The organism is Citrobacter sp. BIDMC107 (assembly GCF_001037575.1).
GTDB classification, from domain to species: Bacteria; Pseudomonadota; Gammaproteobacteria; order Enterobacterales; family Enterobacteriaceae; genus Citrobacter; species Citrobacter freundii.
In genome coordinates this window covers 848916-873209 of sequence record NZ_KQ089848.1, presented here as the reverse complement: position 1 = coordinate 873209, position 24294 = coordinate 848916, and the positions used below count along the sequence as shown (strand labels likewise).

Here is a 24294-nt window from a genome sequence, read left to right as displayed (position 1 = left end):
GAGTAGCGGCGTAAGGAAGCAGATAAATTTGTATTGGGGCATGCGTGTGACCCTTTCTAACGGGGTTCACTCTCGGAGTCTTCATGCGATGAGCAAGGAGTCATGATGTTAGATATAGTCGAACTGTCGCGCTTACAGTTTGCCTTGACCGCGATGTACCACTTCCTGTTTGTGCCACTGACGCTCGGTATGGCGTTCTTGCTGGCCATTATGGAAACGGTCTACGTCCTTTCCGGCAAACAGATTTATAAAGATATGACCAAGTTCTGGGGCAAGTTGTTTGGTATCAACTTCGCTCTGGGTGTGGCTACCGGTCTGACCATGGAGTTCCAGTTCGGGACTAACTGGTCTTACTACTCCCACTATGTAGGGGATATTTTCGGTGCGCCGCTGGCGATCGAAGGTTTGATGGCCTTCTTCCTCGAATCCACCTTTGTAGGTCTGTTCTTCTTCGGCTGGGACCGTTTGGGTAAAGTCCAGCATATGTGTGTCACCTGGCTGGTGGCCCTGGGTTCTAACCTGTCCGCGCTGTGGATTCTGGTTGCGAACGGCTGGATGCAGAACCCAATCGCAGCGGATTTCAACTTCGAAACCATGCGTATGGAGATGCTGAGCTTCTCTGAACTGGTGCTCAACCCGGTAGCACAGGTGAAATTTGTTCACACTGTGGCATCTGGTTATGTATGCGGCGCGATGTTCGTTCTGGGTATCAGCTCCTACTATATGCTGCGCGGTCGTGACTTCGCGTTTGCTAAACGTTCTTTTGCCATCGCTGCCAGCTTTGGTATGGCTGCCATTCTGTCTGTTATCGTTCTGGGTGATGAATCCGGTTACGAAATGGGCGACGTGCAGAAAACCAAACTCGCAGCGATTGAAGCAGAATGGGAAACTCAGCCTGCACCGGCTTCCTTTACGCTGTTCGGTATTCCGGACCAGGATGCGCAGGAAAACCATTTTGCGATTCAAATTCCTTATGCGCTGGGCATCATCGCCACCCGTTCTGTTGATACACCGGTCATTGGTCTGAAAGACCTGATGGTGCAGCACGAAGAGCGTATCCGTAACGGGATGAAAGCGTATCAGTTGCTGGAAGAACTGCGTGCTGGTACTACCGACCAGGCCGTTCGCGACCAGTTCAACAGCATGAAGAAAGACCTGGGTTATGGTCTGCTGCTGAAACGCTATACGGATAACGTCACCGACGCGACCGAAGCGCAAATTCAGCAGGCAACGAAAGATTCTATCCCTCGCGTTGCGCCGCTGTACTTCGCTTTCCGTATCATGGTGGCATGCGGCATCCTGATGCTGGCAATTATCGCGGTATCCTTCTGGACTGTGCTTCGTAACCGTATCGGTGAGAAAAAATGGCTGCTGCGCACTGCGCTGTACGCGATTCCTCTGCCGTGGATTGCTATTGAATCCGGTTGGTTTGTCGCAGAGTACGGTCGTCAACCGTGGGCGATTGGTGAAGTGTTACCAACAGCCGTAGCGAACTCTTCGCTGACTGCTGGCGACCTCATCTTCTCGATGCTGTTGATTTGCGGCCTGTATACCCTGTTCCTGGTGGCTGAACTGTATCTGATGTTCAAGTTCGCACGCCTTGGGCCGAGTAGCCTGAAAACCGGTCGTTATCACTACGAGCAGTCCACTGTGACTTCTCAGCCGGCACGCTAAGACAGGAGTCGTCAAATGATCGATTATGAAGTATTGCGTTTTATCTGGTGGCTGCTGGTTGGCATTCTGCTGATTGGTTTCGCGGTCACTGATGGCTTCGACATGGGGGTGGGCATGCTCACCCGTTTCCTCGGTCGTAATGATACCGAGCGTCGAATTATGATTAACTCTATCGCCCCGCACTGGGACGGTAACCAGGTTTGGCTTATCACCGCGGGTGGCGCACTGTTCGCTGCCTGGCCGATGGTGTATGCCGCTGCTTTCTCCGGTTTCTATGTGGCGATGATCCTGGTACTGGCGTCTTTGTTCTTCCGTCCGGTCGGTTTTGATTACCGCTCCAAGATTGAAGACATGCGCTGGCGCAACATGTGGGACTGGGGCATCTTCATTGGTAGCTTCGTGCCACCGCTGGTGATTGGCGTGGCGTTCGGCAACCTGCTGCAAGGGGTTCCGTTCCACGTAGATGACTACATGCGTTTGTACTACACCGGTAACTTCTTCCAGTTGCTGAATCCGTTTGGTCTGCTGGCTGGTGTCGTGAGCGTTGGGATGATCATCACCCAGGGTGCGACCTATCTGCAGATGCGTACGGTAGGTGAACTGCATCTGCGTGCTCGTGCAACTTCACAGGTTGCGGCGCTGGTGACTCTGGTCTGCTTCGCGCTGGCCGGTGTATGGGTGATTTACGGTATTGACGGTTATGTTGTGACCTCAGCCCTGGATCATCATGCCGCCTCCAACCCGCTGACCAAAGAAGTGGCTCGCGTGGCTGGCGCATGGATGGTGAACTTTAACAATGCACCTATCCTGTGGCTGGTTCCTGCACTGGGCGTGGTTCTGCCGCTGTTGACCATTCTGACTTCTCGTATGGAGAAAGGGGCCTGGGCATTCGTCTTCTCTTCACTGACGTTAGCATGCATCATCCTGACTGCCGGTATCGCAATGTTCCCGTTTGTGATGCCATCCAGCACCATGATGAACGCAAGTTTGACCATGTGGGATGCAACGTCCAGCCAGCTGACGCTGAATCTGATGACGTATGTAGCTTGTGTGTTCGTACCGATCATTCTGCTGTACACCGGCTGGTGTTACTGGAAGATGTTTGGTCGCATCACTAAAGAAGATATTGAAAGCAACACCCACTCTCTGTACTAAGTAAGGAGCTTAAAATGTGGTATTTCGCATGGATTTTGGGAACGCTTCTTGCCTGTGCATTTGGGATAATCACAGCGCTGGCGCTTGAGCACGTTGAATCAGGCAAAGCCGGACAAGAAGATAGCTAATGACCAACATTATCGCGATGTTATACAACGCGATGGACAAGCGCCCCTTGCGGGCGCTTTCATTTGTGCTGGCAATCGTATTGGCCGGCTGCATATTCTGGGATCCGTCACGTTTCGCGGCCAAAACCAGTGAGCTTGAAATCTGGCATGGTTTTCTGCTGATGTGGGCGGTCTGCGCAGGCATCATTCACGGCGTTGGCTTTCGTCCTCGTGCCGTACACTGGCAGGGTATCTTCTGCCCGCTGATCGCGGATATCGTCCTCGTTGTTGGTCTGTTTTTCTTCTTCTTTTGAATAAGAAACATCCTTAAATATTTATGGGCTTGCATAAGCCCATAATTTTTTACTCTCCGTTTACTTTCCCCCATTCCAAAGCACCATTCCCGCGCGTATAGTAGCGAAGTTTGAAAGCACTAACCTTTTGTTGCATTACCGGGATGTAAAGTGAATACAACGCTGTTTCGATGGCCGGTTCGTGTCTACTATGAAGATACCGATGCCGGTGGGGTGGTTTACCACGCCAGCTACGTCGCTTTTTATGAAAGAGCGCGCACAGAGATGCTGCGTCATCATCACTTCAGTCAGCAGGTCCTGTTGGCTGAACGTGTAGCCTTTGTGGTGCGCAAGATGACCCTCGAGTATTTTGCGCCTGCCCGGCTCGACGATATGCTCGAAGTTCAAACCGAAATTACGTCAATGCGTGGCACCTCTTTGGTTTTCACGCAACGCATTGTCAACGCAGAGAACACCGTGCTGAATGAAGCCGAAGTTCTGATTGTTTGCGTTGATCCACTCAAAATGAAGCCTCGTGCGCTTCCCAAGTCTATTGTCGCGGAGTTTAAGCAGTGACTGACATGAATATCCTTGATTTGTTCCTGAAGGCAAGCCTTCTGGTTAAACTTATCATGTTGATTTTGATTGGTTTCTCAATCGCATCCTGGGCCATTATTATCCAGCGGACCCGTATTCTTAATGCTGCTTCACGTGAAGCCGAAGCATTTGAAGACAAGTTCTGGTCCGGCATTGAATTGTCGCGCCTGTACCAGGAAAGCCAGGGGCGTCGTGATAATTTGGCTGGCTCAGAACAAATTTTCTACAGCGGGTTCAAAGAGTTTGCTCGTTTGCATCGGGCAAATAGTCACGCGCCGGAAGCGGTCGTTGAGGGGGCTTCCCGTGCGATGCGTATCTCGATGAACCGTGAGCTGGAAACGCTGGAAACGCATATTCCATTCCTCGGAACCGTTGGCTCCATCAGCCCGTATATCGGTCTGTTCGGTACCGTTTGGGGGATCATGCACGCATTTATCGCGCTGGGCGCGGTAAAACAGGCGACGCTGCAAATGGTTGCACCGGGTATCGCGGAAGCGTTGATTGCAACGGCTATCGGTCTGTTTGCGGCAATCCCGGCGGTTATGGCCTACAACCGTCTGAACCAGCGCGTGAACAAACTGGAACTGAATTACGACAACTTTATGGAAGAGTTCACCGCGATTCTGCACCGCCAGGCGTTTACCGTTAGCGAGAGCAACAAGGGGTAAGCCATGGCCAGAACGCGTGGACGAGGTCGTCGCGAACTCAAGTCCGAAATCAATATTGTACCGCTGCTCGACGTACTGCTGGTGCTGTTGCTGATCTTTATGGCAACCGCACCGATCATTACGCAGAGTGTGGAAGTCGACCTGCCGGATGCGACCGAATCGCAAGCCGTCAGCAGTAACGACGAACCCCCGGTCATTATTGAAGTTTCCGGTATTGGGCAATACAGCGTGGTGGTTGAGAAAGATCGTATGGATCAACTGCCGCCGGAGCAGGTTATCGCGGAAGCGAAAAGTCGCCTGCAGACCAATCCGAAAACGGTCTTTTTAATCGGTGGTGCGAAAGACGTGCCTTATGATGAAATAATTAAAGCGCTGAACTTGTTACACAGTGCAGGCGTAAAATCGGTTGGCTTGATGACGCAGCCAATCTGATGACGGCGTTTTGCTGGCTTGAAAGATAGCACGTAACAGGCGAACAGTTTTTTGGGAACCGAGAGTGTCAAAGGCAACCGAACAAAACGACAAGCTCAAAAGGGCGATAATTATTTCAGCGGTGCTGCATGTCATTTTATTTGCAGCGCTGATCTGGAGTTCGTTCGATGAGCACATTGATGCTTCAGCCGGCGGCGGTGGTGGTTCGTCCATCGACGCCGTTATGGTCGATCCTGGAGCCGTTGTGCAACAGTACGACAGGCAGCAGCAACAGCAGGCAAGCGCGAAACGTGCTGAAGAGCAGCGTGAAAAGCAGGCGCAGCAGCAAGCTGAAGAACTTCGCGAGAAACAGGCAGCTGAGCAAGAGCGACTGAAGCAGCTGGAAAAAGAACGCTTAGCCGCGCAGGAAAAAGTGCGCGAACAGGCGGAACAGCAGAAGCAAGCTGAAGCCGCCGCCGCGAAAGCGCAAGAGCAACAGAAACAGGCTGAAGAAGCTGCGGCGAAGGCTGCTGCAGACGCGAAGGCTAAAGCTGATGCACAGGCGAAACAAGCGGCAGATGCCGCGAAGAAAGCCGCTGCGGACGCACAGAAAAAAGCTGAGGCGGAAGCTGCTAAAGCCGCTGCTGATGCGAAGAAAGTTGCCGAAGCACAAGCTGCTAAGGCTGCCGCGGACGCTGCGAAGAAAGCACAGGCTGAAGCCGCTAAGCAAGCAGCAGCCGAGAAAGCTGCCGCTGAGAAAGCAGAAAAAGCCGCCGCCGCGAAAGCGGCCGCTGCTGAAAAAGCGGCGGCTGATAAGAAAGCCGCAGCGGAAAAAGCAGCAGCAGACAAAAAAGCTGCAGCCGAGAAAGCCGCTGCCGATAAGAAAGCTGCGGCAGATAAAGCAGCAGCTGCTAAAAAGGCTGCGGCCGAAAAAGCCGCTGCAGCCTCTGGCGTTGACGACTTGTTGGGTGACCTGAGCTCCGGTAAGAATGCACCGAAATCGGGCGGTGGAGCGAAAGGAAACGGCCAACCGGCGAAAGATAGTGGTACAAGTGGTGCCAATGGCGGTGCATCTGGTGCTGATATCAGTGCTTACGCATCTCAAATTCGTAATGCGATCCAGAGCCGTCTGTATGGTGCAGATTTGTATGCAGGTAAATCTTGCGTATTACATATCAAGTTAGCACCCGATGGTCTGTTACTGGATGTGACCGAAGAGGGTGGGGATCCAGCATTGTGTCAGGCTGCGCTGACGGCTGCGAAAACCGCCAGAATTCCTAAACCGCCTAGCCAGGCAGTTTATGAAAAAGTAAAAGATGCCAAACTGGACTTCAAACTGTAATAACGACCCCTGAGAAATCAGGGGAAACGGTCTAAGGTTGATACTGAGTTGTGGTAGTTTTGTGTATTTGAGTTTGTTAACATTCTGCTAAATTATCGTGGGCTTTCCGTCCAGATAAGGGAGATATGATGAAGCAGGCATTACGAGTAGCATTTGGTTTTCTGATGCTGTGGGCAGCGGTGCTGCACGCAGAAGTACGTATCGAGATCACCCAAGGGGTGGACTCGGCGCGCCCGATTGGTGTTGTCCCCTTCCAGTGGGCAGGACCGGGTGCTGCACCTGAAGATATCGGTGGTATCGTAGGTGCTGACCTGCGTAACAGCGGTAAATTTAACCCGTTAGACCGTTCTCGTCTGCCTCAGCAGCCTGGTACCGCGCAGGAAGTTCAACCTGCCGCTTGGTCTGCGCTGGGCATTGATGCCGTAGTCGTCGGCCAGGTTACGCCGAACCCGGATGGTTCTTACAGCGTTGCCTATCAGCTGGTTGACACCGGTGGCGCACCGGGTACCGTACTGGCACAGAACACTTATAAAGTGAACAAGCAGTGGCTGCGTTACGCGGGGCATACTGCAAGTGACGAAGTGTTTGAAAAACTGACCGGCATTAAAGGTGCATTCCGTACCCGTATCGCTTATGTTGTTCAGACCAACGGTGGTCAGTTCCCGTACGAATTACGTGTGTCCGACTACGATGGTTACAACCAGTTCGTGGTACACCGTTCTCCGCAGCCGCTGATGTCTCCGGCGTGGTCTCCGGACGGATCAAAACTGGCGTACGTAACCTTCGAGAGTGGTCGTTCTGCACTGGTTATTCAGACGTTGTCTAATGGCGCGGTTCGTCAGGTAGCGTCGTTCCCACGTCACAACGGTGCGCCTGCGTTTTCTCCGGATGGCAGCAAACTGGCGTTCGCCCTGTCTAAAACCGGTAGCCTGAACCTGTATGTCATGGACATTGGTTCCGGTCAGATCCGTCAGGTGACGGATGGTCGTAGCAACAATACGGAACCGACCTGGTTCCCGGACAGCCAAAACCTGGCCTTTACATCTGACCAGGCCGGTCGTCCGCAGGTATATAAAGTTAACGTCAACGGCGGTGCTCCGCAGCGCATTACCTGGGAAGGTTCGCAAAACCAGGATGCGGATGTGAGCAGCGACGGTAAATTTATGGTAATGGTAAGTTCGGCCAACGGTCAGCAGCACATTGCCAAACAAGATCTGGTAGCGGGTGGCGTACAAGTTCTGTCGTCAACGTTCCTGGACGAAACGCCAAGTCTGGCACCTAACGGCACTATGGTAATCTACAGCTCTTCTCAGGGGATGGGATCCGTGCTGAATTTGGTTTCTACAGATGGGCGTTTCAAAGCGCGTCTTCCGGCAACTGATGGACAGGTTAAATTCCCTGCCTGGTCGCCGTATCTGTGATAATAAATAATTGATTAATAAAGGAATCATTGAAATGCAACTGAACAAAGTGCTGAAAGGGCTGATGATTGCTCTGCCTGTTATGGCTATTGCAGCGTGTTCTTCTAACAAGAACGCCAGCAATGACGGCAGCGAAGGCATGCTGGGTGCCGGCACTGGTATGGATGCAAACGGCAGCGGCAACATGTCTTCTGAAGAGCAAGCGCGTCTTCAGATGCAACAGCTGCAGCAGAACAACATCGTTTACTTCGATCTGGACAAGTACGATATCCGTTCTGATTTCGCTGCAATGCTGGATGCTCACGCTAACTTCCTGCGTAGCAACCCGTCTTACAAAGTCACCGTAGAAGGTCATGCGGACGAACGTGGTACTCCTGAGTACAACATCTCCCTGGGTGAGCGTCGTGCGAACGCCGTTAAGATGTACCTGCAGGGTAAAGGCGTTTCTGCTGACCAGATCTCCATCGTTTCTTACGGTAAAGAAAAACCTGCAGTACTGGGTCATGACGAAGCGGCTTACGCCAAAAACCGTCGCGCCGTACTGGTTTACTAAGAGAATTGCATGAGCAGTAACTTCAGACATCATCTGTTGAGTCTGTCGTTACTGGTTGGCATAGCGGCCCCTTGGGCCGCTTTTGCTCAGGCGCCAATCAGTAGTGTCGGCTCAGGCTCGGTCGAAGACCGTGTCACTCAACTCGAGCGTATTTCTAACGCTCACAGTCAGCTTTTAACCCAACTCCAGCAACAACTCTCCGATAATCAGTCCGATATTGATTCCCTGCGTGGTCAAATTCAGGAAAATCAGTATCAGTTGAACCAGGTTGTTGAACGCCAGAAGCAAATATTGTTGCAGATTAATAATCTTGGCAGCGGTAGTGCGCCTGCGGCGCAGTCTGCAGGTAGTGATCAGAGTGGGGCAGCAGCACCCCCTACGCCTGACGCGGGCGCAGCGGCAGCGTCAGGAGCCCCGGCGCAGACTGGCGATGCGAACACTGATTACAATGCGGCCATTGCTCTGGTGCAGGATAAATCCCGCCAGGATGATGCGATTGAAGCATTTCAGAACTTCATCAAAAAGTACCCAGACTCGACTTACCTGCCAAATGCGAATTACTGGCTGGGTCAGTTGAATTACAACAAGGGGAAAAAAGATGATGCAGCGTTCTATTTTGCTTCAGTAGTTAAAAACTTCCCGAAATCACCAAAGGCTGCAGACGCGATGTATAAAGTCGGCGTCATCATGCAGGACAAAGGTGACACAGCAAAAGCTAAAGCCGTTTATCAGCAGGTTATCACTAAATACCCTGGCACTGATGGCGCGAAACAAGCGCAAAAACGCCTTGGCGCGATGTAATGAACACCATGCGACCAGAAATCGTGTTAATTCTGGTCGCGTCGTGTGATTCCTAAGCAGTTGAGTTATTTACATCGAAATTTTTGTTGCGCTAAAATCTGAAATCAGTAATATATGCCGCCGTTGCCAAGGGATATCAAACAGCCCGAAAGCGGCAAAAAAAGTGGGTCGTTAGCTCAGTTGGTAGAGCAGTTGACTTTTAATCAATTGGTCGCAGGTTCGAATCCTGCACGACCCACCAATCGCTAAGGTGGAACGCGATTGTAAAACGTGAAGGATAACGTTGCGTAAGCAACGGCCCGTAGGGCGAGGCAAAGCCGAGTCATCCTGCACGACCCACCATCCTGAAAGTATAAAGAAGTAAACCCCATAAGGGGGCGTTAGCTCAGTTGGTAGAGCAGTTGACTTTTAATCAATTGGTCGCAGGTTCGAATCCTGCACGCCCCACCAGTGTAAAAAAGCGCCCTAAAGGCGCTTTTTTGCTATGCGCAGGATTTCATGATTCGAACCTGCAGCAGGTTCGGGTCGAACGAAGTGAGACAACGGAGCCGTTTACGGCGATGACCCGAAGGGCGAGCGTAGCGAGTCATCCTGCACGCCCCACCAGTGTAAAAAAGCGCCCTAAAGGCGCTTTTTTGCTATGCGCAGAATCAACGATTCGAACCTGCTTGCCTGATGCGCTTCGCTTATCAGTCCTACAGACGACACTATTCACGTAGGCCGGATAAGACGTCAGTCTCCATCCGGCATTCATCACACGCAATTATTGTGACTTTCTTACGCCAATCCGCTATCTTGTTTAGCATATAAAACAAATCTAACCGAATACGGCGTGCGTCACGCTTTTAATCGGTTATTTCGTTAAGCTAGTAAAACGAGAAAGCAAGATGAGCGTGATGTTTGATCCAGAAGCAGCAATTTATCCGTTTCCGCCGAAGCCAGCCCCGCTGAGTGTGGATGAAAAGCAATTTTATCGTGAAAAAATCAAGCGCCTGTTGAAAGAGCGTGATGCCGTTATGGTCGCGCACTATTACACCGATCCTGAAATTCAGCAATTGGCCGAAGAGACCGGTGGCTGTATTTCTGATTCTCTGGAGATGGCGCGGTTCGGCTCAAAACATTCTGCCTCTACGCTGTTGGTTGCAGGAGTGAGGTTTATGGGGGAAACCGCCAAAATCCTCAGCCCGGAAAAGACCATCCTGATGCCGACCTTACAGGCGGAATGTTCATTAGATCTGGGTTGTCCGATTGATGCTTTCAGCGCGTTTTGCGATGCGCATCCTGATCGTACCGTGGTGGTTTACGCCAATACCTCCGCTGCCGTTAAAGCACGTGCGGACTGGGTCGTCACGTCCAGTATCGCGGTAGAACTTATTGAGCACCTTGATAGTTTAGGTGAAAAAATCATCTGGGCTCCGGACAGACATCTGGGCAACTACGTGCAAAAACAGACCGGTGCAGACGTTCTTTGTTGGCAGGGGGCCTGTATCGTCCACGACGAATTTAAAACTCAGGCTTTAACACGCATGAAGGGGCTTTACCCTGATGCTGCGGTGTTGGTGCACCCGGAGTCCCCTCAGTCTATCGTTGATATGGCCGATGCGGTTGGCTCAACCAGCCAGTTAATCAACGCAGCTAAATCGTTACCGCATCAACAGCTGATTGTGGCGACTGACCGGGGCATTTTTTACAAAATGCAGCAGGCCGTTCCGGATAAAGAATTGCTTGAAGCGCCGACGGCTGGCGAGGGGGCAACCTGTCGCAGCTGTGCGCATTGTCCGTGGATGGCGATGAACGGCCTCAAGGCGATTGCTGAGGGCCTGGAACAAGGCGGAGCGGCTCATGAGATACATGTTGATGCTGCGCTGCGAGAAGGGGCGTTGTTGCCGTTAAACCGCATGTTGGAATTTGCGGCTACACTTCGAGCTTAATTATTTTTTTTGCTCTGGGGGAAAAGATGGACTTTTTTAGCACGCAGAACATTCTGGTACATATTCCGATTGGCGCTGGCGGTTACGATCTGTCGTGGATCGAAGCTGTGGGGACGATCGCCGGGTTGCTGTGTATTGGTCTGGCGAGCCTTGAGAAAATAAGCAATTACTTCTTCGGCCTGATAAACGTCACGCTGTTTGCGATTATCTTCTTTCAGATCCAGCTCTATGCAAGCCTGTTGCTGCAAGTTTTCTTCTTTGCCGCCAACATCTACGGCTGGTATGCCTGGTCCAGGCAAACTAACCAGCATGAAGCGGAACTGAAAATTCGCTGGCTGCCGTTACCAAAAGCGATCGGCTGGCTGGCGGCTTGCGTGGTAGCGATCGGTCTGATGTCGGTCTATATCGATCCGGTCTTTGCATTCCTGACCCGCATTGCGGTGAACATTATGCAGGCATTAGGATTACAGGTTGTTGTGCCTGAGTTGCAACCCGATGCATTCCCGTTCTGGGACTCCTGCATGATGGTGTTGTCGATTGCGGCGATGATCCTGATGACGCGCAAATACGTCGAAAACTGGCTGCTGTGGGTGATCATTAACGTAATAAGCGTAGTGATTTTCGCCCTACAAGGCGTATATGCCATGTCGCTGGAGTATATGATCCTGACGGTTATCGCCCTGAATGGTAGCAGGATGTGGATTAACAGCGCGCGTGAGCGGGGTTCCCGCGCGCTGTCCCATTAATGGTGATGATGTGAATGGCCGGACACGCCTTGGTACAGGTGGCAGTCCGGCCCATTGCACGGCTGATACTCCATCTGGATCGTCGCGTGTTCAATCTGGTAGTGATGGATAAGGAAATGCTGAATACGTTCCAGCAGGGCATCATGATCGTGCGGCGGGATCACCTGCACATGCAGAGTCATTACCGGTTTTTCACCCACCATCCAGACATGGACATGGTGTACATTGCGGACTTCGGGGATATCCCGGCTGAGATGGCGCTGCAGTGCGGCAATATCCAGCGTCAGCGGGGCACCTTCCAGTAATTCGTTAACGCTATCCTTTAACAGTCGCCAGGCGCTGCGCAGTACCAGCACGGAAACCAGAATCGAGAGAATCGGGTCCGCAGGCGTCCAGCCCGTCCAGATAATAATAAGCGCAGCGATGATCGCCCCGACCGAGCCGAGTAAATCGCCCATCACATGTAGTGCCGCAGCGCGGACGTTCAGGTTTTTCTCCTCACTGCCGCGGTGTAGAACCCAAAAAGCCAGCACGTTGGCGAGTAAACCCGCGACAGCTATAACCATCATCATGCCGCCTGCCACGGGGCGGGGCGTATGGAAGCGCTCAATGGCTTCCCAGACGATTAAAATGGTGATCACGACCAATGCGATGGCATTAACAAACGCGGCCAGTGTCGTGAGCCTCAGCCAGCCGAAGGTGTGTCGTATTGTGGGCGGTCGATGGGAAAACCGGACGGCCAGCAGCGCGAAAAGGAGCGCTGCGGCATCAGTGAGCATATGCCCGGCATCAGCCAGCAAGGCCAGTGAACCTGAAAGTATTCCACCTACCACTTCAACCAACATAAATCCGGCTGTAATGCAGAATGCAAACATCAAGCGGCGGGCATTATTGTCCTTGGGTTGCTCAGAGGAATTATGAGTATGCGAGTGCGTCATTATGCCATCCCTTTGTTATTCTCATCTTTACTGTATGCCATCATACCGTTTTTGGGATGATAAAATTAAAAAGGAGAGCTATTGCTCTCCCGTTATTAGCTTTATTTTCAGCGTTACTGCGTAGTGCCATCAGTTTTTGTCTCGGCATCATTATTAATGCCGTTTCCGGTCTCAACCTTCTTATTCACATCAGGGCAGCGACCGTCCTTACACATGGTGTTCTTGTGCATCTCGTCTTTGGTCATCCCTTCATGGTTCATTGATGAACCGTTCGGGTGCAGCATTGTGCCACCCGAATTCACGTTACTGTTGTCGACGTTATTTGGTGCCACGTTTTCGCGTGCGTCTGGGGCGACCTGACCGGCATCCGCCGAGGAATTTGCCTGGCCGTTATTGGACTGCGTATTGGTTTCAGCAGCCAGCGCCGCGCCGCTGGCGAGGCTGAGTGTAGCGGTAAGAAAGAGTGAAGCCAGCTTTGTCATATGCATAATATGCTCCTGTTATGGTCGATATGTCGGATAACGTCTTCCAACAGTGCATGTGCCAGTTACATCATCAATATGTGGTTAATAGTTTTGCCTGAGAAATTAAACCCAGCATAGAATCTTGAAATTTATGAAAATTAAAGCTGTTACAGTTATAAATTGTAGGTTGGATCTCGTTTTTCGCTACTTTATTGTGTTTTTTTGGCCAATTCCAGGATTAATCCGTCCAAAGTGTAAAACCCCGTTTACACTTTATGACTGAAGATATAGATTGGAGGGATTGCATTCATTTATATAAGTATGGCAACGCTGGAATAATCATGAATTATCAGAACGACGATTTACGCATTAAAGAGATCAACGAGTTATTACCGCCAGTCGCATTGCTGGAAAAATTCCCCGCTACTGAAAATGCCGCAAACACGGTGGCTCATGCCCGTAAAGCGATTCATAAAATTCTGAAAGGAAGCGATGATCGCCTGTTAGTGGTGATTGGGCCGTGCTCTATTCATGATCCGGCAGCCGCTAAAGAGTACGCCGCCCGCCTGCTGGCGCTGCGCGAAGAGTTAAAAGGCGAGCTTGAAATTGTCATGCGCGTCTATTTTGAAAAACCGCGAACCACCGTCGGCTGGAAAGGGCTTATCAACGATCCGCACATGGACAACAGCTTCCAAATCAACGATGGGCTGCGCATTGCACGTAAATTGCTGCTGGATATCAACGATAGCGGATTGCCGGCTGCGGGTGAGTTCCTCGATATGATCACGCCGCAATACCTCGCCGACTTGATGAGTTGGGGCGCGATTGGGGCTCGTACCACTGAGTCTCAAGTACACCGCGAGCTGGCATCAGGTCTGTCTTGCCCGGTTGGTTTTAAAAACGGTACCGATGGCACGATCAAAGTTGCGATTGATGCAATCAACGCAGCAGGGGCGCCACACTGCTTCCTGTCTGTGACCAAATGGGGTCATTCGGCGATCGTAAATACCAGTGGTAATGGCGATTGCCATATTATTCTGCGCGGCGGCAAAGAACCTAACTACAGCGCTCAGCACGTTGCCGACGTGAAAGAAGGTCTGATCAAAGCAGGGCTTTCAGCGCAGGTGATGATCGACTTTAGCCATGCCAACTCCTGTAAGCAGTTCAAAAAGCAGATGGATGTTGCGAAAGACGTTTGCGGACAAGTCGCTGGTGGAGAAAAAGCGATTATTGGCGTGATGATCGAAAGCCATCTGGTCGAGGGTAATCAGAACCCGGATAGCGGCGAGCCGCTGACCTACGGTAAGAGCATCACTGACGCCTGCATTGGCTGGGAAGACACCGATGCGGTGCTGCGCCAGTTGGCGGATGCGGTAAAAGCGCGTCGCGGTTAAAACGTTAGCCTTCCAGAAAAATAAAAAAGCGCGGATAATCCGCGCTTTTTTATGTGTCGCGAAGAAATTACTTCGCTTTACCCTGGTTCGCAACGGCCGCAGCTTTTGCGGCGATCTCGTCAGCGTTACCCAGATAGTAGTGTTTGATCGGTTTGAAGTTTTCGTCGAACTCATATACCAGCGGTACGCCGGTCGGAATGTTCAGTTCAAGGATCTCATCTTCGCCCATGTTATCCAGGTATTTAACCAGCGCACGCAGAGAGTTACCGTGAGCGGCGATAATCACACGCTCACCGCTTTTCATGCGCGGCAGAATGGTTTCGTTCCAGTAGGGGATAACGCGATCGATGGTCAGCGCCAGGCTTTCGGTAACCGGTAACTCTTTGTCGGTCAGCTTCGCATAACGCGGATCATGACCCGGATAACGCTCGTCATCTTTGGTCAGTTCCGGTGGCGTTACCGCAAAGCCGCGACGCCATTGCTTAACCTGCTCGTCACCGTATTTTTCAGCGGTTTCAGCTTTGTTCAGACCCTGCAGCGCGCCGTAATGACGTTCGTTCAGTTTCCAGGATTTCTCAACCGGCAGCCAGGCCTGATCCAGTTCGTCCAGTACGTTCCACAGGGTGTGAATGGCACGTTTCAGCACAGAGGTATAAGCAAAATCGAAGCTGTAGCCTTCCTCTTTCAGCAGTTTACCTGCCGCTTTTGCTTCGCCCACACCTTTCTCGGACAGATCAACGTCATACCAACCGGTAAAACGGTTCTCGTTGTTCCACTGACTTTCACCGTGACGTACCAGAACCAGCTTAGTTACAGCCATACACTCACTCCTATAAATCATATTTAATGATAATAATTCTCATTATATTGCCGTAATGCGTCAGCGGCAATCCTTACGCATAACCATAGCGAAAATAGCGCCACAGTGTAAGGTTCTTGTGAACTCAAGGTTGCGATTTTGTCTTTGAACGGTGGGGATTTGAGCGGTTCTACTGTGATAAACAAGCAACAGGCCCGATACGTTACGTCATCGGGCCTGGGAGGGGGAACGATTAGGCTGGAATAAACCGGTATTCCGTCACGCTGGCATACTCTTCGCCAGGACGCAGGAAGCAGTCTGGCTGCGGCCATTCCGGATGGTTCGGGCTGTCCGGCAGGAACTCGCTTTCCAGTGCCAGACCTTGCCAGTCGGCGTAGGCATCAGGACCACGGGATGGCGTACCGCCGAGGAAATTCCCGGAATAAAACTGTAATGCCGGGGCGGAGGTGTAGACCTCCATCTGCAGTTTTTCATCCTGGGACCACAGTCGAGCGACCGGCGTATGCGTATTGCCCTGTGCCTGGAGCAGGAAGGCGTGATCGTAACCTTTTACCTTGCGCTGATCGTCATCGGCAAGAAATTCACTGCTGATGATCTTAGGCGTACGGAAATCGAAAGTGCTACCAGCGACGGATTTCAGTCCGTCGTGCGGGATGCCCATTTCATCAACCGGCAAGTACTCGTCGGCGAGGATTTGCAGCTTGTGTTGGCGCACATCCGTTTTGTCACCGTCGAGGTTGAAATAAACGTGATTCGTCAGATTCACCGGGCAGGGCTTATCGACCGTGGCGCGGTAGGTTATCGAAATACGATTATCGTCAGTCAGGCGATACTGCACGGTAGCGCAAAGATGGCCAGGGAAGCCCTGATCGCCATCGTCAGACGTTAAGGCGAACAGCACCTGGCGGTCATTTTGATTGACTATCTGCCAGCGACGTTTGTCAAAACCGTCCGGCCCGCCGTGCAGCTGGTTGTCGCCCTGACTTGGTATTAATTCAACGGTTTCGCCAGCAAATGTATAGCGGCTGTTGGCGATACGGTTAGCGTAGCGACCAATCGAGGCCCCCAGAAATGCAGCCTGTCCCGGGTATTGTTCCGGGCTGGCACAACCGAGTAATGCTTCGCGCACGCTACCATCGCTGAGCGGAATACGCGCAGAGAGTAGGGTCGCGCCCCAGTCCATCAGCGTGACCACCATCCCTGCGTCATTGCGCAGGGTGAGCAGGCGAAACGGCTGACCGTCCGGAGCCTGCACGGGGATTTCGTTTAACATTGTCCGGCTCCTTGAGAAGGTTTGCAGACGTAGAATGTTTCTTTAATTCCAGTTTTTGCTTCGTACTGCTCAGCTACAGCTTGCTGTACGGCTGGCACCAAATCTTGCGGGATCAGCGCCACTATACAGCCGCCGAAGCCGCCGCCGGTCATGCGTACACCGCCTTTATCGCCAATGGTCGCTTTGACAATCTCAACCAGCGTATCAATTTGCGGCACGGTAATTTCAAAGTCATCGCGCATTGAGGTGTGAGATTCCGCCATCAGTTGGCCCATACGCAGCAGGTCGCCTTTTTCCAGCGCCTGTGCTGCTTCAACAGTACGCGCATTTTCCGTGATCACGTGGCGAACGCGTTTGGCGACGATTGGATCCAATTCGTGGGCGACGGCGTTAAACGCTTCTAGGTTAACATCACGCAGCGCTGGCTGCTGGAAGAAACGAGCGCCGGTTTCACACTGTTCGCGACGGGTGTTGTATTCGCTACCGACCAGCGTACGTTTAAAGTTACTGTTGATGATCACCACCGCTACGCCCTCAGGCATAGAAACTGCTTTGGTGCCAAGCGTTCGGCAGTCGATCAGTAGCGCATGATCTTTCTTACCAAGTGCCGAGATCAACTGATCCATAATGCCGCAGTTACAGCCGACAAACTGGTTTTCAGCTTCCTGACCGTTCAGGGCAATCTGCGCGCCGTCGAGCGGCAGATGATAGAGCTGCTGGAATACCGTACCCACAGCGACTTCCAGCGAGGCAGAAGAACTTAACCCCGCGCCCTGTGGGACGTTACCGCTGATCACCAGATCAGCGCCGCCAAAGGTGTTATTGCGCTTTTGCAGATGTTTCACTACGCCACGCACGTAGTTTGACCACTGCTGGCTGTCGTGGGCGATAATCGGCGCATCAAGCGAGAACTCATCAATCTGATTGTCGTAATCAGCGGCGATCACGCGGACTTTTCGATCGTCGCGTGCCGCACAACTGATAACGGTTTGATAGTCGATGGCGCAAGGCAGAACGAAGCCGTCGTTATAATCGGTATGTTCGCCGATCAGGTTTACACGACCCGGTGCCTGAATAGTATGGGTGGCAGGGTAGCCAAATGTTTCTGCAAACAGAGATTGTGTTTTTTCTTTCAGACTCATTATTTAAACTCCGGATTCGCGAAAATGGATGTCGCTGACCGCACGCAGTCGTTCAGCCGCTTGTTCTGCCGTCAGGTCGCGCTGGGTTTCTGCCAGCATTTCATATCCGACCATAAATTTACGCACAGTCGCGGAACGCAGCAGCGGCGGATAAAAGTGTGCATGCAACTGCCAGTGTTGGTTTTCTTCACCGTTAAACGGTGCGCCGTGCCAGCCCATGGAGTAGGGGAATGAACACTGGAACAGATTGTCGTAACGACTGGTCAGTTTTTTCAACGCCAGCGCCAGGTCAGCACGCTGTTCGTCGCTCAAATCGGTAATACGCAGCACATGCGCTTTCGGCAGCAGCAGCGTTTCGAACGGCCACGCGGCCCAGTAAGGCACAACCGCCAGCCAGTGCTCGGTTTCTACGACCGTACGACTGCCGTCCGCCAGTTCTCTCTGGACGTAATCAACGAGCATTGGCGCGCCTTGTTCGGCGAAGTACGCTTTCTGCAGGCGATCTTCACGTTCGGCTTCGTTAGGCAAAAAGCTGTTGGCCCAAATTTGTCCGTGTGGGTGCGGGTTCGAGCACCCCATCGCTGCGCCTTTATTCTCAAATACCTGCACCCAGGGATAGGTTTTCCCTAAGTCTTCGGTCTGCTCCTGCCACGTTTTTACGATTTCTGTCAGTGCAGGGACGCTGAGTTCCGGCAACGTTTTGCTGTGATCGGGTGAGAAGCAAATCACGCGGCTGGTACCGCGCGCGCTCTGGCAGCGCATCAACGGATCGTGACTGTCCGGCGCGTCGGGGGTATCGGACATCAGCGCCGCAAAGTCATTGGTAAAGACATAGGTCCCGGTGTAATCCGGGTTTTTGTCGCCGGTAACGCGCGTATTGCCAGCGCACAGGAAGCAGTCCGGGTCATGTGCAGGTAGTACCTGCTTAGACGGAGTTTCCTGCGCCCCTTGCCACGGGCGTTTGGCGCGATGCGGTGATACGAGGATCCACTGCCCGGTGAGCGGGTTAAAACGGCGGTGTGGATGATCGACAGGATTGAATTGCGTCATGATTGGTCCTTAATCCGAATATCCCTGTGGGTGGCGTGACTGCCAGTGCCAGGTATCTTGTGCCATTTCATCCAATGTGCGGGTCACGCGCCAGTTGAGCTCGCGATCGGCTTTGCTGGCATCAGCCCAGTAGGCCGGAAGATCGCCTTCACGGCGCGGGGCGAAGTGGTAATTCACCGGTTTACCACAGGCTTTGCTGAAGGCGTGGACCACGTCCAGCACGCTGCTGCCGATGCCTGCACCGAGGTTATAAATATGCACACCCTGAATGCCTGCCAGTTTTTCCATGGCGGCAACGTGGCCGTCGGCGAGATCCATCACATGGATGTAGTCGCGTACGCCGGTGCCATCTTCAGTAGGGTAGTCATTGCCAAATATGGCAAGAGACTCGCGGCGGCCAACGGCAACCTGCGCGATGTAAGGCATCAGGTTGTTTGGAATACCTTGCGGATCTTCCCCCATATCTCCTGACGGATGAGCGCCAACAGGGTTAAAGTAGCGCAGCAGGGCAATGCTCCAGTCGGGCTGAGCTTTTTGCAGATCGGTCAGGATCTGTTCCACCATCAGCTTGCTTTTGCCGTACGGACTTTGTGGCGTGCCGGTGGGGAAGCTTTCAACGTAAGGAATTTGCGGCTGATCGCCATAGACGGTCGCGGAGGAGCTGAAAATGAAGTTTTTCACGTTGGCTGCGCGCATTGCATTCACCAGACGCAGAGTGCCGTTGACGTTGTTGTCATAGTACTCCAGCGGCTTGGCAACGGATTCTCCAACGGCTTTTAAACCGGCAAAATGGATGACCGTATCAATGGCATGATCGTGCAGAATTTCGGTTATCAGCGCTTCGTTACGGATGTCTCCTTCCACGAAGGTCGGATGCTTGCCGCCTAAACGCTCAATGACGGGCAGTACGCTGCGCTTGCTGTTGCAGAGATTATCCAGGATCACCACCTCGTGACCGTTTTTCAGCAACTGCACGCAAGTGTGGCTTCCAATGTAACCGCTACCACCTGTAACCAATACTCTCATAATTCGCTCCGTTAAGCCTATGGTATGCAATAACCATAGCATAACAAAGATGCGAAAAGTGTGACACGGAATAAATTAGTGGAATCGTTTACACGCCAAGATTTTCACTCGATGCTGCTAGTTACTTTATTATAAATCATTATGTTAGGTTGTTATTACAGCGATTGTCTGAAAAAAAAGCAGAAAAAAGGGCGTGATAAACGCCCTGGCATGAAAATTAACGCAGAGAGGTTTGTCGATAGCCGTAGATATCGCCCTCGGGTACAAACTCTAGCCGATGGGTAATGCAGGCCGGGGCATCTTCGGCGTGATGAGAGACGAACAAAAGCTGAGTTTCGCCTTCACCGATCAGAACATCCACAAACCGACGGATCAGTTGGCGGTTGAGCGGATCTAATCCTTGCAAGGGTTCATCGAGGATCAGCAATGTAGGATGTTTCACCAGAGCACGAACAATCAACGCCAGCCGCTGCTGTCCCCAGGAAAGACTATGAAATGGCGCATCCGCGGTACGTTTATCGATGCCAAGAATATCCAGCCACTGTTGTACCAGCTTGTGCTGCCTGTCGGAGACGGCCTGATAAATGCCGATTGAATCGAAATAACCGGAGAGAATAACGTTGCGAACTGTCGTACTTACCCGGTAATCCAAATGCAGGCTGCTGCTGACATAGCCAATGTGTTTTTTGATATCCCAGATAGTTTCACCGCTGCCCCGGCGTCGGCCAAACAGGGTCAGGTCGTTGCTATATCCCTGGGGATGATCGCCGGTGATTAAACTGAGCAGGGTTGATTTCCCCGCACCGTTGGGGCCGACGATTTGCCAGTGTTCCCCCGGATTTACCCGCCAGCTCAGATGATGCAGGATAGGGCGATCGTTATACGAGACAGTGCCATCTTTAAGCACAATGCGCGGCTCGTTATCTGACAATGTGTGGCGTACTGAAGGCTCATCCGGCTCGGGTAACTGGATGCCTTCCAGCCGCTCGCTATGGGCAAGTTGAGCGATTAATGCCTGTTGCAGAAGGTCGATTTTTGCGCCGGTTTCCGTCAGTGTGCAATCGGCAAGCACGCCGGCAAACTGCACGAATTCGGGAATTTCATCAAAGCGATTAAGCACCAGTACCAGCGTTAAACCGGACTGGTGTAGCTCATCGAGCAGTTCTGCTAACTGGCGGCGGGACGCGACGTCCAGCCCGTCAAAGGGTTCATCAAGGATCAGCAAATCTGGCGTGGACATTAATGCCTGGCAGAGCAGAGTTTTGCGTGTTTCACCGGTGGAAAGGTATTTGAAACGCCTGTTGAGTAGGGCTGAAATGCCAAACTGCTGCGCCAGCGCAGCGCAGCGGGCGGGATCGTTGACCTCATCCTGAATGATTTCTGCGGTGGTGCGCCCTGTGTCGTCTTCACCGGGACTAAGAAGGTCGGTGTTGTTCCGCTGCCACTCGTCGCTGACCAGCTTTTGGAGCTGCTCAAAGGAGAGTCGGGTAATACGTGTGAACTGGCAGCGGCGTTCGCCTTTCAGGAGCGGCAACTCGCCCGCCAGCGCGCGGGCCAGCGCAGATTTCCCGCTACCATTAGATCCAACAAACGCCCAGCTATCACCCGCGTTTAACGTCAACGCATTTAACTGGAGCGTTTTTGTGTCGCTAAGACGAAACATACCTTGCGAAATTTGCAACGATGACATTTTGTATCCCATTATTTGCAGCGATGAATAACAGGGATACGTGTTCTTAGGGCTGATGTCAATCAACTCAGCACAGCGTGGCGATAATCACTCTATCAGCATTAAAATATGCTGTGACGTTAGCGCCTTCAGTTAATGTGTGGGTCTGAGCTATCGGCAACGTCGCGCAGAGCGTCTGGCCATCTGGCAACGTCATCAGCACTTCACACTGTTCCGCACCGCGTTCAATATGGCTAATCGTGCCCTGCAACTGGTTATCGGCAGCCTGAGCGATAGCGTCGTCCTGAGTGATTCCCACCCACGGCGCTTTCAGCAAAATCAGTACTTCTTTGCCTTCCTCAAGACCCAGACGCTCGCCGCTTTGCGCAGTGATTGCCACTTTCAGGCGCGTTTCGCCATCGGCCAGCAGGACGTCAACATGCTGCTGGACCTGATCGTGGTCGCGAGCGGTAATAGTGCCAAACCACTGGTTACGGGCGCTGGTTTGCAGTGAAAAACGCGAGATAGCTGCCAGCAGGCTGTTGAGCGGTAGCGCATCGTCATCGCTCAAAACATCAAAAGCTTTTTGTTGGATTTGCGCCAGTAAATCATATAACTGGATTAAACGTTGGCCATAGCGCGTTAACACCGCGCCACCGCCGCCTTTACCGCCTGTGGCACGTTCAACCAGCGTCTGCTCGCTGAGCTGGTTCATTTCGTTAATCGCATCCCAGGCGCTTTTGTAGCTGATACCTGCATCCTTCGCGCCCTGACTGATGGAACCGGAAAGCGCAATGTGCTTAAGCAGAGAAATGCGACGGGGATCAGCAAACAGTTTTTGCTGAAGTTTCAGCGTAAGAAGGATTTCGGCCTGCATCACAAGCTCCTGGCAAAAAAGGGTATTGTGACGGAAAACCGTGCCTGAGCAAAGCCGACCGCACAAAAGGGGAGTGCTTTTCTGCGTTATGTGGTTAGAATACAACTAAGGACTATATCTGGAGTTGACCATGTTAGAGTTATTGAAAAGTCTGGTATTCGCCGTAATCATGGTACCTGTGGTAATGGCCATCATTCTGGGTCTGATTTACGGACTGGGTGAAGTGTTCAACATTTTCTCCGGTATCGGTCAGAAAGACCAGTCCAGACAGAATCATTGATTCCCCAAACGCCCGCTCAGTCGGGCGTTTATATTTTTAGCCTTCCTACTCGTTTTCTGTCGCTACAGTTTCTCAAGATCCTGCTTTCCCTGCCGATATTTTCTTTGTGTAACCTCTAATTGGTATCAATAACCACTGGGAAAATCCTGGTTTAATCGTTATATTTGCGCCTACATAACGAAACGCAAAGGAGTTACAGATGGCACGTACATGGTTACGCTTGTTTGCAGGGGCAACACTTTCTCTTACTGTTGCCGGACATGCGCTGGCGGATGAAGGAAAGATTACCGTTTTCGCAGCGGCTTCGCTGACCAACGCGATGCAGGACATTGCAACGCAATATAAAAAAGAGAAGAACGTTGATGTTGTCTCCTCTTTTGCTTCTTCTTCCACACTGGCGCGTCAGATTGAAGCAGGTGCACCGGCCGATCTGTTTATTTCTGCCGATCAGAAATGGATGGACTATGCGGTAGACAAGAAGTCGATTGATACCGCAACGCGTGAAACGCTGTTGGGTAACAGCCTGGTGGTGGTTGCGCCGAAAGCCAGCGCACAGAAAGACTTCACCATCGACAGCAAAACCAACTGGACCAGTCTGTTGAACGGTGGGCGCCTGGCTGTTGGCGATCCGGAACATGTTCCGGCAGGCATTTATGCCAAAGAAGCGCTGCAAAAACTGGGGGCATGGGATACCCTGGCCCCGAAACTGGCTCCTGCTGAAGATGTGCGCGGTGCGCTGGCGCTGGTAGAGCGTAACGAAGCGCCGCTGGGGATCGTCTATGGTTCTGATGCCGTCGCCAGCAAGGGCGTAAAAGTTGTTGCGACTTTCCCGGAAGATTCGCACAAAAAAGTGGAATACCCTATCGCGATTGTTGATGGGCACAAAAACGCAACGGTTAGCGCGTTCTATGATTACCTGAAAGGACCGCAGGCTGCTGAAATCTTTAAACGTTATGGATTTACGACCAAGTAATGATACTGACCGATCCTGAATGGCAGGCCGTTATACTGAGCCTGAAAGTTTCTTCCCTGGCCGTGTTGTTTAGTCTGCCATTTGGGATCTTCTTTGCCTGGCTACTGGTGCGATGCAAGTTCCCGGGCAAAGCGCTGCTCGACAGCGTACTGCATTTGCCGCTGGTTCTGCCGCCTGTGGTGGTGGGGTATCTGCTGTTGGTCTCTATGGGACGGCGCGGATTCATTGGCGAATGGCTGTACGACTGGTTTGGCATCACTTTTGCCTTTAGCTGGCGTGGGGCGGTGCTGGCCGCTGCGGTGATGTCCTTCCCGCTCATGGTGCGGGCTATTCGTCTGGCGCTGGAAGGTGTCGACGTCAAGCTGGAGCAGGCGGCCCGCACGCTGGGAGCCGGACGCTGGCGCGTCTTTATGACCATTACGTTACCGCTGATGCTGCCCGGCATTATTGTTGGTACGGTGCTGGCGTTTGCGCGTTCCCTTGGGGAATTTGGTGCAACCATTACCTTTGTTTCCAATATTCCTGGCGAAACCCGCACCATTCCTTCGGCGATGTATACCCTGATCCAAACCCCGGGCGGCGAAAGCGCGGCGGCGAGATTATGTATCATTTCCATTGTGTTGGCGCTGATTTCGTTGCTGATTTCTGAATGGCTGGCGCGTATTAGCCGTGAGCGGACGGGGCGATAA

General features: G+C 52.2%; 26 protein-coding genes, 2 tRNA genes and 1 other RNA gene. 20 read left to right on the top strand and 9 right to left on the bottom strand.

Going from position 1 to position 24294, the window contains the following annotated elements; all coding sequences use genetic code 11:
- Positions 1-105: 105 nt before the first annotated feature.
- The 16 genes from cydA (at position 106) to pnuC (ending at position 11699) form a co-directional block, all read left to right on the top strand.
- The gene (cydA, locus tag SK39_RS04200; protein WP_003022965.1) at positions 106-1674 is read left to right on the top strand and encodes a cytochrome ubiquinol oxidase subunit I; all 1569 of its coding nucleotides are present in this window, start codon (positions 106-108) and stop codon (positions 1672-1674) included.
- A gap of 15 nt (positions 1675-1689) precedes the next feature.
- Complete coding sequence (gene cydB, locus SK39_RS04195) at positions 1690-2829, top strand: cytochrome d ubiquinol oxidase subunit II (protein WP_003022968.1); 1140 nt, start codon at positions 1690-1692, stop codon at positions 2827-2829.
- A 14-nt stretch (positions 2830-2843) separates the two neighbouring features.
- A complete protein-coding gene (gene cydX, locus SK39_RS25375; protein WP_003022970.1) occupies positions 2844-2957 on the top strand; it encodes a cytochrome bd-I oxidase subunit CydX in 114 nt (37 codons plus the stop codon).
- A complete protein-coding gene (ybgE, locus tag SK39_RS04190) occupies positions 2957-3250 on the top strand; it encodes a cyd operon protein YbgE (RefSeq protein WP_003022971.1) in 294 nt (97 codons plus the stop codon). Before cydX ends, ybgE begins: the two co-directional genes overlap by 1 nt.
- 150 nt (positions 3251-3400) lie before the next feature.
- Positions 3401-3805 carry a tol-pal system-associated acyl-CoA thioesterase gene (gene ybgC / locus SK39_RS04185; protein ID WP_003835413.1) on the top strand — a complete coding sequence of 135 codons (405 nt, stop codon included), beginning with the start codon at positions 3401-3403 and terminating at the stop codon, positions 3803-3805.
- Positions 3802-4494 carry a Tol-Pal system protein TolQ gene (gene tolQ / locus SK39_RS04180; protein WP_003022976.1) on the top strand — a complete coding sequence of 231 codons (693 nt, stop codon included), beginning with the start codon at positions 3802-3804 and terminating at the stop codon, positions 4492-4494. The genes ybgC and tolQ overlap by 4 nt, the downstream gene beginning before the upstream one ends.
- A 3-nt stretch (positions 4495-4497) precedes the next feature.
- The gene (gene tolR / locus SK39_RS04175) at positions 4498-4926 is read left to right on the top strand and encodes a colicin uptake protein TolR (RefSeq protein ID WP_003022978.1); all 429 of its coding nucleotides are present in this window, start codon (positions 4498-4500) and stop codon (positions 4924-4926) included.
- Positions 4927-4990: 64 nt separating this feature from the next.
- Complete coding sequence (gene tolA / locus SK39_RS04170; protein ID WP_003022980.1) at positions 4991-6247, top strand: cell envelope integrity protein TolA; 1257 nt, start codon at positions 4991-4993, stop codon at positions 6245-6247.
- Positions 6248-6375: 128 nt separating this feature from the next.
- Positions 6376-7668 carry a Tol-Pal system beta propeller repeat protein TolB gene (tolB, locus tag SK39_RS04165; protein WP_003022981.1) on the top strand — a complete coding sequence of 431 codons (1293 nt, stop codon included), beginning with the start codon at positions 6376-6378 and terminating at the stop codon, positions 7666-7668.
- A 34-nt stretch (positions 7669-7702) separates the two neighbouring features.
- Positions 7703-8221 carry a peptidoglycan-associated lipoprotein Pal gene (gene pal, locus SK39_RS04160; protein WP_003022983.1) on the top strand — a complete coding sequence of 173 codons (519 nt, stop codon included), beginning with the start codon at positions 7703-7705 and terminating at the stop codon, positions 8219-8221.
- A gap of 9 nt (positions 8222-8230) precedes the next feature.
- Positions 8231-9022: a cell division protein CpoB gene (cpoB, locus tag SK39_RS04155; protein ID WP_048216691.1), complete on the top strand. Its 792-nt coding sequence runs from the start codon at positions 8231-8233 to the stop codon at positions 9020-9022.
- Between the two features lie 165 nt (positions 9023-9187).
- Positions 9188-9263: transfer RNA gene (locus tag SK39_RS04150), tRNA-Lys, on the top strand.
- A gap of 133 nt (positions 9264-9396) precedes the next feature.
- Positions 9397-9472, top strand: a tRNA-Lys gene (locus SK39_RS04145).
- 22 nt (positions 9473-9494) lie between these two features.
- Positions 9495-9628, top strand: a non-coding RNA gene (locus SK39_RS25370) — RtT sRNA.
- Between the two features lie 281 nt (positions 9629-9909).
- Positions 9910-10953 carry a quinolinate synthase NadA gene (gene nadA, locus SK39_RS04140; RefSeq protein WP_003837113.1) on the top strand — a complete coding sequence of 348 codons (1044 nt, stop codon included), beginning with the start codon at positions 9910-9912 and terminating at the stop codon, positions 10951-10953.
- Between the two features lie 26 nt (positions 10954-10979).
- A complete protein-coding gene (gene pnuC, locus SK39_RS04135) occupies positions 10980-11699 on the top strand; it encodes a nicotinamide riboside transporter PnuC (RefSeq protein ID WP_003022990.1) in 720 nt (239 codons plus the stop codon).
- On the opposite strand, the gene zitB is transcribed toward pnuC, so the two are convergent.
- Both zitB and SK39_RS04125 read right to left on the bottom strand, forming a co-directional pair.
- The gene (gene zitB / locus SK39_RS04130) at positions 11696-12637 is read right to left on the bottom strand and encodes a CDF family zinc transporter ZitB (RefSeq protein WP_048216690.1); all 942 of its coding nucleotides are present in this window, start codon (positions 12635-12637) and stop codon (positions 11696-11698) included. The two genes, pnuC and zitB, sit on opposite strands and share 4 nt — an antisense overlap.
- A gap of 113 nt (positions 12638-12750) precedes the next feature.
- A complete protein-coding gene (locus SK39_RS04125) occupies positions 12751-13125 on the bottom strand; it encodes a YbgS-like family protein (RefSeq protein WP_003022994.1) in 375 nt (124 codons plus the stop codon).
- Positions 13126-13442: 317 nt separating this feature from the next.
- Between SK39_RS04125 and aroG the strand changes: the two genes are divergently transcribed.
- Positions 13443-14495 (top strand): 3-deoxy-7-phosphoheptulonate synthase AroG, encoded by a 1053-nt coding sequence (gene aroG / locus SK39_RS04120; protein WP_003837108.1) that lies wholly within the window; start codon positions 13443-13445, stop codon positions 14493-14495.
- A gap of 67 nt (positions 14496-14562) precedes the next feature.
- Here the strand turns inward: aroG and gpmA are convergent, their stop codons facing one another.
- From gpmA to modE, 7 genes are all read right to left on the bottom strand, one after another.
- Positions 14563-15315: a 2,3-diphosphoglycerate-dependent phosphoglycerate mutase gene (gene gpmA, locus SK39_RS04115; RefSeq protein ID WP_003022999.1), complete on the bottom strand. Its 753-nt coding sequence runs from the start codon at positions 15313-15315 to the stop codon at positions 14563-14565.
- A 232-nt stretch (positions 15316-15547) separates the two neighbouring features.
- Positions 15548-16588 carry a galactose-1-epimerase gene (gene galM, locus SK39_RS04110; RefSeq protein WP_032948869.1) on the bottom strand — a complete coding sequence of 347 codons (1041 nt, stop codon included), beginning with the start codon at positions 16586-16588 and terminating at the stop codon, positions 15548-15550.
- On the bottom strand, positions 16582-17730 hold the full coding sequence (galK, locus tag SK39_RS04105) for a galactokinase (protein ID WP_048216689.1): 1149 nt from the start codon (positions 17728-17730) through the stop codon (positions 16582-16584). Before galK ends, galM begins: the two co-directional genes overlap by 7 nt.
- Before the next feature lie 3 nt (positions 17731-17733).
- Positions 17734-18780: a galactose-1-phosphate uridylyltransferase gene (gene galT, locus SK39_RS04100; protein ID WP_003837102.1), complete on the bottom strand. Its 1047-nt coding sequence runs from the start codon at positions 18778-18780 to the stop codon at positions 17734-17736.
- Positions 18781-18789: 9 nt separating this feature from the next.
- On the bottom strand, positions 18790-19806 hold the full coding sequence (gene galE, locus SK39_RS04095) for a UDP-glucose 4-epimerase GalE (protein WP_003837100.1): 1017 nt from the start codon (positions 19804-19806) through the stop codon (positions 18790-18792).
- Positions 19807-20023: 217 nt separating this feature from the next.
- On the bottom strand, positions 20024-21496 hold the full coding sequence (gene modF / locus SK39_RS04090; RefSeq protein ID WP_048216688.1) for a molybdate ABC transporter ATP-binding protein ModF: 1473 nt from the start codon (positions 21494-21496) through the stop codon (positions 20024-20026).
- A 67-nt stretch (positions 21497-21563) separates the two neighbouring features.
- Positions 21564-22352 (bottom strand): molybdenum-dependent transcriptional regulator, encoded by a 789-nt coding sequence (modE, locus tag SK39_RS04085; RefSeq protein WP_048216687.1) that lies wholly within the window; start codon positions 22350-22352, stop codon positions 21564-21566.
- Positions 22353-22482: 130 nt separating this feature from the next.
- Between modE and SK39_RS25365 the strand changes: the two genes are divergently transcribed.
- The 3 genes from SK39_RS25365 (at position 22483) to modB (ending at position 24294) form a co-directional block, all read left to right on the top strand.
- Entirely contained in the window at positions 22483-22632 is a 150-nt protein-coding gene (locus SK39_RS25365; RefSeq protein ID WP_003023026.1) for an AcrZ family multidrug efflux pump-associated protein, read from the top strand.
- A 199-nt stretch (positions 22633-22831) separates the two neighbouring features.
- Complete coding sequence (gene modA, locus SK39_RS04075; RefSeq protein WP_003023029.1) at positions 22832-23605, top strand: molybdate ABC transporter substrate-binding protein; 774 nt, start codon at positions 22832-22834, stop codon at positions 23603-23605.
- Complete coding sequence (gene modB / locus SK39_RS04070; RefSeq protein ID WP_003023032.1) at positions 23605-24294, top strand: molybdate ABC transporter permease subunit; 690 nt, start codon at positions 23605-23607, stop codon at positions 24292-24294. The genes modA and modB overlap by 1 nt, the downstream gene beginning before the upstream one ends.